The 14,207-nt window shown below is 69.6% G+C and carries 12 protein-coding genes, 1 rRNA gene and 1 riboswitch; of the genes, 1 reads left to right on the forward strand and 12 read right to left on the reverse strand.

Features of this window, described 5'->3' with window-relative positions; all coding sequences use genetic code 11:
• Positions 1–46 precede the first annotated feature (46 nt).
• A complete protein-coding gene (gene gcvP / locus ACZ4O3_RS41710; protein WP_467727588.1) occupies positions 47–2,932 on the reverse strand; it encodes an aminomethyl-transferring glycine dehydrogenase in 2,886 nt (961 codons plus the stop codon).
• A gap of 174 nt (positions 2,933–3,106) precedes the next feature.
• A riboswitch (glycine riboswitch) is annotated at positions 3,107–3,201 on the reverse strand.
• Between the two features lie 114 nt (positions 3,202–3,315).
• Between gcvP and ACZ4O3_RS41715 the strand changes: the two genes are divergently transcribed.
• Positions 3,316–3,699, forward strand: coding sequence for a PRC-barrel domain-containing protein (locus ACZ4O3_RS41715; protein ID WP_362715851.1), 384 nt, complete (start codon positions 3,316–3,318; stop codon positions 3,697–3,699).
• A gap of 60 nt (positions 3,700–3,759) precedes the next feature.
• Here ACZ4O3_RS41715 and ACZ4O3_RS41720 read toward each other — a convergent pair whose 3' ends face one another.
• From ACZ4O3_RS41720 to rrf, 11 genes are all read right to left on the reverse strand, one after another.
• Positions 3,760–5,154, reverse strand: coding sequence for a DNA polymerase IV (locus ACZ4O3_RS41720; protein WP_467727590.1), 1,395 nt, complete (start codon positions 5,152–5,154; stop codon positions 3,760–3,762).
• Between the two features lie 107 nt (positions 5,155–5,261).
• Entirely contained in the window at positions 5,262–5,945 is a 684-nt protein-coding gene (locus tag ACZ4O3_RS41725) for a MerR family transcriptional regulator (RefSeq protein ID WP_362715848.1), read from the reverse strand.
• Positions 5,946–6,220: 275 nt separating this feature from the next.
• A complete protein-coding gene (locus tag ACZ4O3_RS41730) occupies positions 6,221–6,694 on the reverse strand; it encodes a bifunctional nuclease family protein (RefSeq protein WP_026253112.1) in 474 nt (157 codons plus the stop codon).
• Between the two features lie 91 nt (positions 6,695–6,785).
• Positions 6,786–7,523, reverse strand: a complete 738-nt coding sequence (gene ftsR / locus ACZ4O3_RS41735; RefSeq protein ID WP_362715845.1) for a transcriptional regulator FtsR — start codon at positions 7,521–7,523, stop codon at positions 6,786–6,788.
• Between the two features lie 40 nt (positions 7,524–7,563).
• Positions 7,564–8,394, reverse strand: coding sequence for an FHA domain-containing protein (locus ACZ4O3_RS41740; protein ID WP_362715841.1), 831 nt, complete (start codon positions 8,392–8,394; stop codon positions 7,564–7,566).
• Positions 8,395–8,587: 193 nt separating this feature from the next.
• Complete coding sequence (locus ACZ4O3_RS41745; RefSeq protein ID WP_362715858.1) at positions 8,588–9,421, reverse strand: DUF881 domain-containing protein; 834 nt, start codon at positions 9,419–9,421, stop codon at positions 8,588–8,590.
• A gap of 5 nt (positions 9,422–9,426) precedes the next feature.
• The gene (locus ACZ4O3_RS41750; RefSeq protein ID WP_046727248.1) at positions 9,427–9,759 is read right to left on the reverse strand and encodes a small basic family protein; all 333 of its coding nucleotides are present in this window, start codon (positions 9,757–9,759) and stop codon (positions 9,427–9,429) included.
• Complete coding sequence (locus ACZ4O3_RS41755; protein WP_362715839.1) at positions 9,756–10,667, reverse strand: DUF881 domain-containing protein; 912 nt, start codon at positions 10,665–10,667, stop codon at positions 9,756–9,758. Before ACZ4O3_RS41755 ends, ACZ4O3_RS41750 begins: the two co-directional genes overlap by 4 nt.
• 107 nt (positions 10,668–10,774) lie before the next feature.
• Complete coding sequence (locus tag ACZ4O3_RS41760; RefSeq protein WP_362715837.1) at positions 10,775–13,270, reverse strand: mannose-1-phosphate guanyltransferase; 2,496 nt, start codon at positions 13,268–13,270, stop codon at positions 10,775–10,777.
• 113 nt (positions 13,271–13,383) lie between these two features.
• Positions 13,384–13,992: a CDP-alcohol phosphatidyltransferase family protein gene (locus tag ACZ4O3_RS41765; RefSeq protein WP_362715834.1), complete on the reverse strand. Its 609-nt coding sequence runs from the start codon at positions 13,990–13,992 to the stop codon at positions 13,384–13,386.
• Positions 13,993–14,104: 112 nt separating this feature from the next.
• Positions 14,105–14,207 (reverse strand): 5S ribosomal RNA (gene rrf / locus ACZ4O3_RS41770); the annotation flags it as partial.

The following is a 14,207-nucleotide window of genomic DNA, read 5'->3' on the forward strand; positions in this document are numbered from 1 at the left end:
GGCCTCTGTCACATCCGTACTACCGCACCACCGCGGACACCGCGGATCAGTCCTCGTACGCGTCCAGCGGCGGGCAGGAGCACACCAGGTTGCGGTCGCCGAACGCCTGGTCGATCCGGCGTACCGGCGGCCAGTACTTGTCGGCGGCGGACACCCCGGCCGGGAAGACGGCCTCGGCCCGCGTGTAGGCGTGCTCCCACTCCCCGCCGAGGGCGGCGGCCGTGTGCGGGGCGCCCCGCAGCGGGTTGTCCTCGGCGGGCCACTCCCCCGCCCCGACCTTGTCGATCTCCGCCCGAATCGCGATCATCGCGGCGCAGAACCGGTCCAGCTCGCCCAGGTCCTCGGACTCGGTCGGCTCGATCATCAGCGTGCCGGCCACCGGGAAGGACATCGTCGGCGCGTGGAACCCGTAGTCGATGAGCCGCTTGGCGACGTCGTCGACGCTCACCCCGGTCGCCTTGGTCAGCGGCCGCAGGTCGATGATGCACTCGTGCGCCACCAGCCCGCCGGGGCCGGTGTAGAGCACGGGGAAGTGCGGCTCCAGCCGCTTGGCGACATAGTTGGCGCTGAGTACGGCCACCTGGGTGGCGCGCTTGAGCCCCTCGCCGCCCATCAGCCGGACGTACGCCCACGAGATCGGCAGGATTCCGGCGGAGCCCCACGGCGCGGCCGAGATCGGCCCGACACCGGTCGCCGGGCCCGCGGCCGGCTGGAGCGGGTGGTTCGGCAGGTACGGCGCCAGGTGGGCCCGTACGGCCACCGGGCCGACGCCGGGGCCGCCGCCGCCGTGCGGGATGCAGAAGGTCTTGTGCAGGTTGAGGTGCGAGACGTCGCCGCCGAAGTGGCCGGGCTTGGCGACCCCGACCAGGGCGTTGAGGTTGGCACCGTCGACGTACACCTGGCCGCCGGCCTCGTGCACCTGACCGCAGATGTCCGCGACGTGCTCCTCGAACACGCCGTGCGTGGACGGGTACGTGATCATCAGCACGGCGAGCTGGTCACGGTGGAGCTCGATCTTCGCCCGCAGGTCCTCGACGTCGACCTCGCCGTCCTCGGCGGTCTTCACGACGACGACCTTCATGCCGGCCATGACGGCGCTGGCGGCGTTGGTGCCGTGCGCCGAGGAGGGGATCAGGCACACGGTGCGCTGCTCGTCGCCGTTGGCGCGGTGGTAGGCCCGTACGGCGAGCAGTCCGGCCAGCTCGCCCTGCGACCCGGCGTTGGGCTGCAGCGACACCTTGTCGTAGCCGGTGACCTCGGCGAGCCGCTCCTCCAGCTCACGGATGAGCGTCAGATAGCCCTGTGCCTGCTCGGCGGGCGCGAAGGGGTGCAGCTGGCCGAACTCGGGCCAGGTGACCGGCTCCATCTCGGTGGTCGCGTTGAGCTTCATGGTGCAGGAGCCCAGCGGGATCATGCCCCGGTCCAGCGCGTAGTCCCGGTCGGCGAGGCGGCGCAGATAGCGCAGCATCGCGGTCTCGGAGCGGTGCTCGTGGAAGACGGGGTGGCCCAGGTAGCCGTCCTCGCGCAGCAGCGCCTCGGGCAGCGTGTCCGCGGCGGCCTCGTCCAGCGCCTCGACGTCGCCCCCGACCCCGAAAGCCGCCCACACGGCACCCAGCTGGGCCCGCGTGGTGGTCTCGTCGCAGGCCATGGAGACGTGGTCGGCGTCCACCAGCCGCAGGTTCACGCCGCCCAGGCAGGCGGCCGCGACGACCTCGGCGGCCTTGCCGGGCACGCGTGCGGTGAGGGTGTCGAAGTAGGCACTGTACACGATCTCGACCCCGCCGGCCCTGAGGCCCGCGGCGAGGATCGTGGCATAGCGGTGGGTCCGCTGCGCGATGGCCCGCAGCCCCTCGGGCCCGTGGTAGACGGCGTACATGCCGGCCATCACGGCGAGCAGTACCTGTGCGGTGCAGATGTTGCTGGTGGCCTTCTCACGGCGGATGTGCTGTTCACGCGTCTGCAGCGCGAGCCGGTAGGCCCGGTGCCCGTCGGCGTCCACGGAGACGCCCACGAGCCGGCCGGGCAGGCTGCGCGCGAACTTCTCGCGTACCGCCATGTAGCCGGCGTGCGGCCCGCCGAAGCCCATCGGCACACCGAAGCGCTGGGTCGTTCCGACGGCGATGTCGGCGCCCAGCTCGCCCGGCGAGGTCAGCAGGGTCAGCGCGAGCAGGTCGGCGGCGACGGTGACCAGCGCGCCCAGCCCGTGCGCCTGCTCGATGAGCGGCCTGATGTCGCGTACGGCACCGGAGGCGCCGGGGTACTGGACGAGCACGCCGTTGATCTCGCGTGCGGCGAGGTCGGCCGGGATTCCGTCGCTGAGGTCGGCGACGACGATCTCGACCCCGGCCGGTTCGGCCCGGGTCTCGATCACGGCGATGGTCTGCGGCAGGGCGTCCGCGTCGATGACGAAGACACCCTTCTTGTTCTTGCCCATGCGCAGCGACAGGGCCACGGCCTCGGCGGCGGCGGTGCCCTCGTCGAGCAGCGAGGCACCGGAGGTGGGCAGTCCGGTGAGGTCGGCGACCACGGTCTGGAAGTTCAGCAGCGCCTCCAGCCGGCCCTGGGAGATCTCCGGCTGGTACGGCGTGTAGGCCGTGTACCAGGCCGGGTTCTCCATCACGTTGCGCAGGATGACGGGCGGCGTGAAGGTGCCGTAGTAGCCCAGTCCGATCATGGAGTCGAGCACCTGGTTGCGGTCGGCCAGCGACCGCAGCTCGGCCAGCACCTCGGCCTCGGTGCGCGCGCCCGGCAGTTCCAGGGTGTCGGCGTTCTTGATGACGTCCGGCACGGCGGCGGCGGTCAGCTCGTCGAGTGAGCCGTAACCGACCTGGGCGAGCATCTTGGCCCGGGCCTCGTGATCGGGTCCGATATGGCGCTGCTCGAAGGGGATTCCCTGCTCGAGCTCGGAAAGCGGAACGCGCTGGGCGGTCATTGCGGAGGCCTCCTGGTCTGACGCGACCTTCGAGGGGTACCCCGGCACGGGCACCCCGACGGCCTCCCCCTCTGTCATCTCAACCTGAGAGCTTCGCCGGACGCCCAGGGGATCCGGCTTTCACCGTCGGTGAGAGCGGACGCCGTCGACGCCCGCCCTGCTTTCCAGAGTGACCTCGTCCGTGCGGTACGTGAGCCTGAGAGATTCCGGGGAGGATTTGCTCCTTCGGCGCCTCCGGTCTGTCCGGAGGACTCTCCCGCGCGGGGTCAGCAGCCGCTTGCCAGCCTACCAGCGAGGGCAACGCACGGGTCTTCGAGTGGCCGCCTCCTTCAATGTGCTCTTTTGTAGTGCTTACGGATGAGTTGCGACCTAGTGGAGGGCCCGTGCAGACCGACATCGATCCGCGCAACCTGATCGGCCGCAAGGCGTTCGACCGCAACGGCACGAAGATCGGCACGATCGACGAGGTCTACCTCGACGACGCGACCGGGGTGCCGGAGTGGGCGGCCATACGCACCGGCCTGTTCTCGCGGGACGCCTTCGTGCCCCTGGAGCCGAGCGAACTGGTCGAGGGCACCCTCAAGGTCCCCTTCGACCGCGCCCTGATCAAGGACGCCCCGGACTTCGGCGTGGGCCGCCACCTCTCCCCCGAGCAGGAGCTCCAGCTCTACCACCACTACGGCCTGGACACGACGGCCGCCCCGCCCCCCGACGAGCCGGACCACCACTTCGGCAAGCTGGCGGGCACGGAGGACCCGGGCACCTGACCGGGCGGCGGCGGGGCGCCGCTCGCAACGCCCCCGCAAAGGGCGCGGGGAACTGCGCGATCAGCCCCCCACCCGCCCGCACACACCGTCTGCCGCCACCCCGTCACCCGGTCGCCCCGACACCAGCGGCAACGGCTCCGCCGGTTCCAGCTCCGGGTCGTCGACACGAAACGTCCGCACCCGCCCCGGCTCCACCGCCCCCGGCGTCTCGAACCGCACCGTCACCCTCCCCAGCCCGCTCCCCTGCACCCATCCGTGCCCGTACTCGGCATGCCGCACGTCGTGCCCCGCCGGCCACCGCCGCTCGGCGGCCGGCTGCTGCTCGGCGACCGGCTCCGCCGCGTCCTCCTCCGCCGTCGCGGACTCCCCCGCCCCCTCCCCCGCCGCCGCCTGAGCGAACAGATCCTCCTGGGTGTAGTCGGCGAGCCCCGTCACCCCGACGCCCAGCAGCCGCACACCCCCCGTCGTGTCCACCGAGTCCAGCAGCCGCGCGGCCGCCTCCCGCACCACCGCCGGGTCGTCGGTCGGCCCCCGGAGCGTCTCCGACCGGGTGAGCGTCGAGAAGTCGTACCTGCGTACCTTCAGCACGATGGTCCGCCCCGACAGCCCGGCCCCGCGCAGTCTGCGCACGCACCGGTCGGCCAGCCGCCGTACCTCCATCCCCACCCGCATCCGGTCGTGGATGTCCACGTCGTAGGTGTCCTCGACGGACACCGACTTGGCCTCCCGCTCGGCGACCACGGGCCGTTCGTCCTGCGCCAGCGCCATCGCGTGCAACGCGTGCCCGTGGGCCTTGCCGAGCAGCCGAACCAGTTCGTCCTCGCCCGCCTCGGCGATCTCGTCGACCGTGGTGATCCCGGCCCGCCGCAGATGGTCCCCGGTCGCCGGCCCCACGCCCGGCAGGGTCCGCACCGACATCGGCCCGAGCATCGCCCGCTCGGTGCCCGGTGCGATCAGCACCAGCCCGTCCGGTTTGGCCTGCTCGGAGGCGATCTTCGCGAGCATCTTCGAGGCGGCGAGCCCGACCGACCCGGAGACCCCCGTGGCGCTCCGGATGTCCGCGCGCAGCTTCTCCCCCACCAGGCGCGCCGACCCCGCGTCCCAGCCCACCTCACCCGCCTCCAGGTCCACGAACGCCTCGTCCAGGCTCAGCGGCTCCACCAGCGGCGACAGCTCGTGCAGCAGCGCCATCACCTGCTCGCTGATCGACCGGTACAGCCCGAAGCGCGGCACGAGGTAGGCGGCGTTCGGCGCCAGCCTGCGTGCCTGCGCCATCGGCATCGCGGAGTGCACCCCGAACACCCGGGCCTCGTAGGAGGCGGTGGCCACCACGCCACGCGGTCCGAGGCCGCCCACGACCACGGCCTTCCCCCGCAGGCTCGGCTTGGATGCCTGCTCCACCGAGGCGTAGAAGGCATCCATGTCGAGATGCAGGATCGTGGGCGCGTTTCTCACATCTCCGATGCTGCACCACACCACTGACAACACCCCGGCACGGAACCGCGCCGGGGTGTCACAGAGGGCTCAGGAGGCCATGGGGGGAGCCTCAGCGCCTTGGCGCCTCAGACCGCCTTGTTGCGGCGCCGGGCCAGCTCGTCGGCGGGGTTGTGCCCGACGAGGGTCTCACCGGTGTCGACGCGCTCGCCGTGCAGCTGGGAGAGCGCGCTCTCCACGTCCCGCCAGACCACGCCGACCGCGATCCCGAAGACGCCCTGCCCGCCCTGGAGCAGCGCGTGGACCTCGTCGGGCGAGGTGCACTCGTAGACCGTGGCGCCGTCGCTCATGAGGGTCATCCGCTCCAGGTCGCGGAAACCGCGTTCCCTCAGGTGCCGGACGGTGGTGCGGATGTTCTGGAGGGACACTCCGGTGTCCAGGAACCGCTTGACGATCTTCAGGACGACGACGTCACGGAAGCTGTAGAGGCGCTGGGTGCCCGATCCGTAGGCGGGCCGCACGCTGGGCTCGACCAGGCCGGTGCGTGCCCAGTAGTCGAGCTGCCGGTAGGTGATGCCGGCCGCCGCGCAGGCGGTGGGCCCCCGATAGCCGATCTCCTCGGTCGTCATGGACGCCACCCCTTCGCCGCTCGGCACCGCCGCCGGCCGCTGCGCGGCGTGACCGCCACCGCTGCCGTGCTGGGGGTCCCCCCAACTCGGACGGAGTCGAGAGCCCGGGGGCGGGTACGGACCGCTCTCCCCGAGACCGCGTCCCGGGGCACCCCCAGCCATACCGTCGCCGCTGCTTCTCACGCCGACCTCCGTCCTTGACCTGCCTTCTCGACGGTAGGCAGTCACCAGGGGTGCGTCAACGATCGCCACACTCGGCACGCCGAGTGATAATCACCCTAGGAGTGGTTTCCCGTGCCCCACCGCGGGGAAAGGCTAGCCGAATGGTCTGGCGGGAAGGCGTAGGACGCTCTCAGTGGCCGCCGGCAATCGCCCGTGAGTTCCGCCCCTGACGAACCGTGAACCGGCCCGTCGCGGCCTTCGGGTGAGCGGCTGAAGCGCCGGCCGGCTCCCGTCCCTCACTGACTGCTGGTGCCGAAGTCCTCGGGCGAGATCTGGTCGAGGAACTCGCGGAACTTCTCCACCTCGTCCTCCTGCTCGTCAGGGATCGCGATGCCCGCGTCGTCCAGCACCGTGTCGCTCCCGTAGATCGGCGTTCCGGTGCGCAGCGCCAGCGCTATGGCGTCGGACGGACGAGCGCTCACCTCGACACCGCTGGCGAACACCAGCTCCGCGTAGAAGACCCCCTCACGCAGGTCCGTGATGCGCACTTCGGTGAGCTCCTGGCCGACGGCCTCCAGCACGTCCTTGAACAGGTCGTGGGTCAGCGGTCGTGCAGGAGCCATGCCCTGCTGGGCGAACGCGATCGCCGTCGCCTCCCCCGGACCGATCCAGATAGGGAGGTAACGGTCGCCTCCCACTTCGCGCAGGAGCACGATCGGTTGGTTGGAGGGCATTTCCACCCGGACACCTACGACATCGAGCTCGTTCACACAGCAACCCTAGGCCGTGCCCGGGACGTTTGGGTAGTCGGGCCCGGAACGCGCGCCCGATCCGGCCTCCGCCCGGGTCCTGTCACGATGGTCACGGCAGCCGCACCCCGAGGGCGCTCTGCACCAGTGCGGCGTGCAGCTTCACCGTGAGCGCCGCCAGCTCCTTCGTACGGGCCTCGGCGTGGGCCCGGGTCTGCGGGTTGCGGTGCCGCCTGAGCGGGGCCACCACCTGGTCCACCAGGCCCGCCTCACGGTCCGCGGCGGCCTTCATCACCCGCAGATGACGCGGTTCGATCCCGAACCTGCCCAGCTCCGTCACGAGCGCGGCCACGGTGACCGCCTCGGAGTCGTACACGCCGTCCTCCAGGGGAGTGAGCAGCCCGTACGACTCCCACTCCGCCAGGCGGTTCTCGTCGATCTCGGCGGCCGCGAGCAGCTCGTCCCGCCCGATCCGCGCCACCGTGGGCACCTCGGGCACCACCGGCACCGCCTCGCCGTCCCGCTGCCGCCCCAGCACGGGCAGCTGTACGGCCTCACCGCGCTCCATGGCGTCCAGGTACTCGCGGATGACCTTCAGCGGCAGGTAGTGGTCCCGCTGCATCCTCAGGACGTGTCCGAGACGCTCCACGTCCCCGCCACTGAACTTGCGGTACCCGGACGGAGTCCGGCGGGGCTCGATGAGCCCCTCCGACTCCAGAAAACGGATCTTGGAGATGGTCACTTCGGGGAACTCGTCGCGCAGCACGTTCAGCACCGTGCCGATGCTCATCAGCCCGGATTCCGTGGCGGCGGTGCCGTGACCGGTACCGCCGCTCGGCGTGTGCAGCATGGACCTTCTTCCCTGGGGTCCCGGCACGAGGTCCGGAGGGTCAGATGCCCTGCCGGCTCGCGTAGAAGACCAGCCGGTACTTGCCGATCTGGACCTCGTCACCGTTCGACAGAGCGACCTGGTCGATGCGCTCCCGGTTGACGTACGTGCCGTTCAGGCTGCCCACGTCGGCCACCGTGAACGAGCCGTCCGGCTGGCGGCGGAACTCCACATGGCGGCGCGAGACCGTCACGTCGTCCAGGAAGATGTCGCTCTGCGGATGACGGCCGGCCGTGGTCAGGTCGCTGTCCAGCAGGAAGCGGCTGCCCGAGTTCGGGCCGCGGCGCACGACCAGCAACGCGGAGCCCAGCGGCAGCGCGTCGACGGCCGCCTGGGCCTCGGGCGAGAGCGCCGGCGCCTGGGTCTGGCCGGTGACCTCGGCGTCGTAGGCCTCCAGGCCGGAGATCGAGATCGTGGACGTCGTCTCGGACGCCCGCTCGGGAACGGCGCCCGCGCGCAGCGGGGCACCGCAGTTGGAACAGAAGCGGGCGTTCTCCGCGTTGCGGTTACCGCACCTCGTACAAACCAGGGCCGACATGGACGGATCCTCCTGCCGCGGCTGCCCCGCCGGGGCGTTGGACGCGTACGGGCCGGAGGTAAACCCTCCACCCGCACCTGAGGTTGACGGTTGCCCGAAACCTATGCCGCCGGACTGGGACGGGTCAACTGACGGCGCGCCCTGACCTCCCGAAATGTCACCCCCCGGACCAGCCACCTGGTCCCGGAACAGCGGGCGCTGACCGTCCGCGTCGGGCTGTGCGCGATGGCGAGCGGTCGCGTTGTCGCTGCCCTCTCGCGCGCTCTTGCCGAACAACTTCGAAAACAACTTCACGGGCGATTCCCCTTGACCGAAACAGACCCGCCCGTGGGGCAGGACGAACCCTGACTGAATAAACCGGCCGACCCGGACAACCACACAACGTCCGTATCCACCAGACAGTTTCCACCACGCACCGGCTCCCCGGTGCGCCGACCCCCCGCATCCTCATGCCCTCGCCGGATGTCCCGCATGCACCACCGGTTCACTATGGGGTCGACCGAGCGTAGTCAGGCTGCTTCGCCGGTCGCAAGGCATCCACGACGATCTTGGTCGATCGTTCGACGGTCACCGTCGCCTGCTCCTTCTCCAGGGTCTGCACCACGCCTCCGGGGATGTTGAGAGCCGGTTCGAGGTCCTGCGGCTTGCCGATCACCCTGAAAACGTAAGGCTGGGTGATCTTGTTCCCGTCGACGCTCACGCTCTTCCCGGAGTCGCTGAGGTAGGTACCGGAGATCACGCGCACCCCGTTGACCTGGATCGCCTCAGCGCCGGCCGCGCGCAGCTCCTGGATCGCGTCGAGCAGCATGTCCGCCTGCACCGTTCCCTTCGGGTCGTCGACCGTCATCGTGATGCCAGGACCCTGCGCCGCCACGGTGCCCGCCAGAATGCCGAGTTGCCTCTCCTTCTCGGCCGTCTGCTTGCGGGCCTCCGCCGCCTGGTCGGAGCTGCTCTGCAACTCCTGACGCTGCTTTTCGAGTCCTGTCCTCTCGTCCTCAAGACGCTGAGTACGGTCGTCCAGTTCATCGAGGATGCGGACAAGATCCTCCTGGCGGGCCCCGCGCAGCGCGCTGTCACTGTCGCTGTTCGACGCCACCTGCACGGCGAGGCCGAATCCGAGCCCGAACAGCAGCACGGCGACGATCAATTGGGCCCGGCTGACCCGCGGCGGCCACAACCCCTCGACCAGCCGCCGGCGGCCGCTCGGCCCGGTCTCCGGCTCGGGCTCGGCGGCGGGTCCCGGCTCGGGCGCCGTGGCGGGTACCTCGGCCGGCAGTTCCTTGCGCAACCGGTGCTCCGGCTGCTTCTCGTGCTCGCTCATGCCGCTCACGCCCGGAAGACATGCCGTCGGATCGCCGCGGCGTTGGAGAAGATACGGATACCGAGGACCACGACGACGCCCGTGGACAGCTGCGAGCCCACGCCCAACTTGTCACCCAGGAACACGATCAACGCGGCCACCACCACGTTGGACAGGAACGACACCACGAAGACCTTGTCGTCGAAGATCCCGTCCAGCATGGCCCGCAGACCGCCGAAGACGGCGTCGAGCGCCGCGACGACGGCGATCGGCAGATACGGCTCGACGACCGCCGGAACCTCCGGACGGACCAACAGTCCGGCCACGACGCCCACGACGAGGCCAAGTACGGCGATCACGATGTGCCCTTCTCCGTCTTCTCGGTGTACGGCTGGGCCGTACGTACGATCACGCTGGGTGCGGCGGGCAGCCGGACGTCACTCTCCGTGGAGATCGTCGCCCGGATGTCGAAGTTCTCCTCCAGCGCATGCAGATACAGCCCGTCGGGGCTGTCCTGGAACCTGGAGCTGAGCCTCTCCCCGTCCCCCACCGCCAGCACCGTGTACGGCGGAACCAGCGGCCTGTTGTCGACCAGTATCGCGTCTCCCGCGGCCCTGATCGCGGACAGCGCGGTCAGCCGCTGTCCGTTGATGGAGATCGCCTCGGCTCCCGAGGCCCACAACCCGTTGACCACGCGCTGCATGTCGTGGTCCCGCACCCGTCCGGTGTCCGAGAAGCCTGAGGTCTCCCGCGGGTTGCCGGCGTCACCGCCCGCGGACGCCGCCTTGGCGTCGTTCACGCTCAGCTTCACGCCGGGGCCGTGCACCGCCGTGGCACCCGACAGGACGCCCATCAGGTCCGCCTGCCCGCTGCCGCCGCTCTCCTTCAGCGCCGCCCGCTGACGGGCGCTGACGTCGTCACGCAGCTCGTCGACCCTGCTCTCGAGCTTGTCCGCGGCCGCCGTCTCGCGGTCGATGCGGTCGATGAGCTCCTGCCGCTCCTTGGCCACGACCGGTGCGGTCACCCGCGCCTGCGCCGCGCCCACGGTCACCACCAGGGCCGCGAGCACCAGACCGGCGGCCAGGCCCAGCCTGGCCCGCAGGGTCTTCGGCATGCCGCCGCCCTGCCCCTGCGCCCTTTTGCGGGCCGCCGCCTCGGCGTACCCGTCGTCGAGGCTGTGGTCCATGACGTTGGTGATCAACGACATGGAGGCGTCCGGACGCTGCGGCCGGGTGGCGCTGCTCCGAACGGGGGGTTGCTGCGGCATGCCGCACATCGTCGCACGTTGCGACCGGTACCTCCGAATGGCCCCACCGGCGTGCCGGACAGGCCCCCCTCGGGGACACTTGTCCGGCACGCGCGCGTGCGGTGCGTCTACCGTCCGGCGCTGTCCACGATCGCGGACCATTCGTCCAACAGGGCCTGTGCGGAGGCGTCGTCGGGTCCCTCGGCCCACAGATGGGTGACCGCCTCGGCCGGGTCGGGCAGCACCATCACCCAGCGACCGTCGGTCTCCACGACCCGTACTCCATCGGTCGTGTCCACGAAACGATCACCGGCCGCCTCGACGACACGCCGCATGACCAGGCCCTTGACAGCCCACGGGGTCGCCAGGTCACGCTTGAGGACATGCGCCCGCGGGATCCGGGCGTCGATCTGGCTGAGCGTGAGCTGGGTGCGTGCCACCAGACCGATCAGGCGCACGAACGCCGCCGTGCCGTCGTAGACACTGCTGAACTCGGGGACGATGAATCCGCCCTTGCCGTCACCGCCGAAGATGCTGCCTTCCTCACGCCCCACGCGCGTGAGGTCGTCGGGCGAGGTGGTCGTCCACTCGACCTGGGTGCCGTGGTACGCGGCCACCTGCTCGGCGATCCGGGTCGTGGTGACCGGAAGCGCCACACGGCCGCTACGCCGCTCGGCGGCGACCAGGTCGAGCATCACCAGCAGCGCCCGGTCGTCCTCGATGATGCGGCCCTTCTCGTCCACCAGGGACAGCCGCTCACCCACCGGGTCGAAACGCACGCCGAACGCGGCTCCGGAGGATGCCACGATCTCGCCGAGGCGTACCAGCCCCGACCGCCGCTGATCCGCCGTCTCCGTCGGCCTGGCCTCGTTGAGACCGGGGTTGACGGTCAGCGAGTCCACGCCGAGCTTCCCGAGCAGACTGGGCAGCACGAGCCCGGCACTGCCGTTGGAGGCGTCCACCACGACCTTCAGGCCGGCCTCGGCGATCCCCGTCGTGTCGACGTTGCGCAGCAGCGAACCCGTGTACGAGTCGAAGACGCTGGCCGGGAAGTACAGGTCGCCGATCTCACCGGGGAACGCGCGCCGGTACTCCTGCCGCGCGAAGATCCGGTCCAGCTTGCGCTGGCTGGCCTGCGAGAGGTCCGCGCCCTGCCCGTCGAAGAACATGATGTCGACGGAGTCGGGCACCCCGGGCGAGGTCCGGATCATGATGCCGCCCGCGCTGCCCCGCGCGGTCTGCTGCCGTGCCACCGGCAGAGGCACGTTCTCCAGGTCGCGTACGTCGATGGCGCTGGCCTGGAGGGCGGAGATGACCGCCCGCTTGAGCGCACGGGCACCCCGGGAGTGGTCACGGGCGGTGGTGACCGTGGAGCCCTTCTTCAGGGTGGTCGCGTAGGCGCCGGCGAGCCGTACGGCCAGTTCCGGAGTGATCTCCACGTTCAGGATTCCGGAGACACCGCGGGCGCCGAAGAGATGCGCCTGCCCGCGGGACTCCCAGATCACGGACGTGTTGACGAACGCGCCGGCCTCGATGGTCTTGAACGGATAGACCCGGACGTTGCCCTGCACGATCGATTCTTCACCGATCAGGCACTCGTCACCGATGACCGCCCCGTCCTCGATCCGCGCTGCGCGCATGATGTCGGTGTTCTTCCCGACGACACAACCCCGCAGATTGCTGTGCTGCCCCACGTAGACGTTGTCGTGGACGACGGCCCGGTGCAGGAAGGCACCGCTCTTCACGACGACGTTGGATCCGACGACGGTGTGCTCGCGGATTTCCGCGCCGGCCTCGACCTTGGCGTAGTCACCGATGTACAGCGGTCCGCGCAGTTCGGCTTCGGCATGCACCTCGGCGCCCTCGGCCACCCAGACGCCCGGCGATATCTCGAAGCCGTCGATGTCGACGTCGACCTTGCCCTCCAGGACGTCGGCCTGCGCCTTCACGTACGACTCGTGCGTGCCTACGTCCTCCCAGTAACCCTCGGCGATATAGCCGTAGACCGGCTTGCCTTCCTTCATCAGCTGCGGGAAGACATCGCCGGACCAGTCGACCGGAACGTCGGCCTCGACATAGTCGAAAACCTCGGGCTCCATGACGTAGATGCCCGTGTTCACCGTGTCGGAGAAGACCTGACCCCAGGTCGGCTTCTCGAGGAACCGCTCGACCTTCCCCTCTTCGTCGACGATGGTGATGCCGAATTCCAGCGGATTGGGCACCCGGGTCAGGCAGACCGTGACAAGAGCGCCCTTCGCCTTGTGGAAGTTGATGAGTTCAGTGAGGTCGAAGTCGGTCAGCGCATCGCCGGAGATGACGAGGAAAGCATCGTCCTTCAACGCCTCTTCGGCGTTCTTGACGCTTCCGGCGGTACCGAGTGGCTTCTCCTCATTGGCATAGGTGAGCTCCATGCCGAGCTCTTCGCCGTCACCGAAGTAGTTCTTGACCAGCGATGCCAGGAACTGCACGGTGACAACGGTCTCGGTGAGCCCATGCCTTTTGAGCAGCCGAAGCACATGCTCCATGATCGGGCGGTTCACCACCGGAAGGAGCGGCTTGGGCATGCTAGAGGTCATAGGGCGAAGGCGTGTACCTTCGCCACCGGCCATCACGACGGCCTTCATGTCGGAAGCGTCCTCCTTTAGATGACGGTCTAGCCGACTTCACCCGTCCAGATTGTCCCGCACTTTTCCGCCCGGGGCCATCGAAGGCCACTGCGTCCGGACAATCGCCGAGCTCAATCGGCTGTGGCGTCCGCACGAACCAGACGACGGACCTGCACCACGTAGAGCACTCCTGCCCACCAATAGAGCGTTGTACCCCATCCGGCGAACGCCCATCCGAAAATAGCAGCGAGTGACGAGATCCAGCCGCTTCCGTCACTCAGCAGCAGGAGCGGGAACGCGTACATCAGATTGAACGTGGCAGCCTTGCCAAGGAAGTTCACCTGCGGTGGCGGATAGCCGTGCCGCCGGAGGATCCCCACCATCACCAGCAGCACCAGTTCACGCAGCAGGAGCGCGGCCGTCAACCAGAGCGGCAGGATCTCGCGCCAGGTGAGTCCGACGAGCGTCGACAGGATGTACAGCCGGTCCGCGGCGGGGTCCAGGAGCCGGCCGAGGCTGCTGATCTGGTTCCAGCGCCGGGCGAGCTTGCCGTCCAGGTAGTCACTGATGCCGCTGAAGGCGAGCACCAGCAGCGCCCAGCCGTCGCTCTTGGGCCCGCCGAACTCGGGCCTGAGGATCAACCACAGGAAGACGGGTACGCCGACGAGACGCGCCATGCTGAGGATGTTCGGGATGGTGAGGACCCGGTTCGTCTGGACACGGGTCTCCTGGACCTCCACCCGGGGGCCTCCTGTGATGGGAAACGAGCCAACTTTGCCCCCTGACCTTACCTCAACGCAAAAAAGCTCTGGCTCTTGGGCTTGATGCCCAAGAGCCAGAGCTCTAAAAGGAGTTCGGCAGTGTCCTACTCTCCCACAGGGTCCCCCCTGCAGTACCATCGGCGCTGTGAGGCTTAGCTTCCGGGTTCGGAATGTAACCGGGCGTTTCCCTCACG

The sequence above is a fragment of the Streptomyces sp. NPDC026515 genome (assembly GCF_055567595.1).

Excerpts from the sequence above, each read along its gene's own strand:
- gcvP (WP_467727588.1), bottom strand. The coding sequence starts at position 2,932 with ATGACCGCCCAGCGCGTTCCGCTTTCCGAGCTCGAGCAGGGAATCCCC.
- ACZ4O3_RS41760 (WP_362715837.1), bottom strand. The coding sequence starts at position 13,270 with ATGAAGGCCGTCGTGATGGCCGGTGGCGAAGGTACACGCCTTCGCCCT.
- ACZ4O3_RS41755 (WP_362715839.1), bottom strand. The coding sequence starts at position 10,667 with ATGCCGCAGCAACCCCCCGTTCGGAGCAGCGCCACCCGGCCGCAGCGT.
- ACZ4O3_RS41745 (WP_362715858.1), bottom strand. The coding sequence starts at position 9,421 with ATGAGCGAGCACGAGAAGCAGCCGGAGCACCGGTTGCGCAAGGAACTG.
- ftsR (WP_362715845.1), bottom strand. The coding sequence starts at position 7,523 with ATGCTGCACACGCCGAGCGGCGGTACCGGTCACGGCACCGCCGCCACG.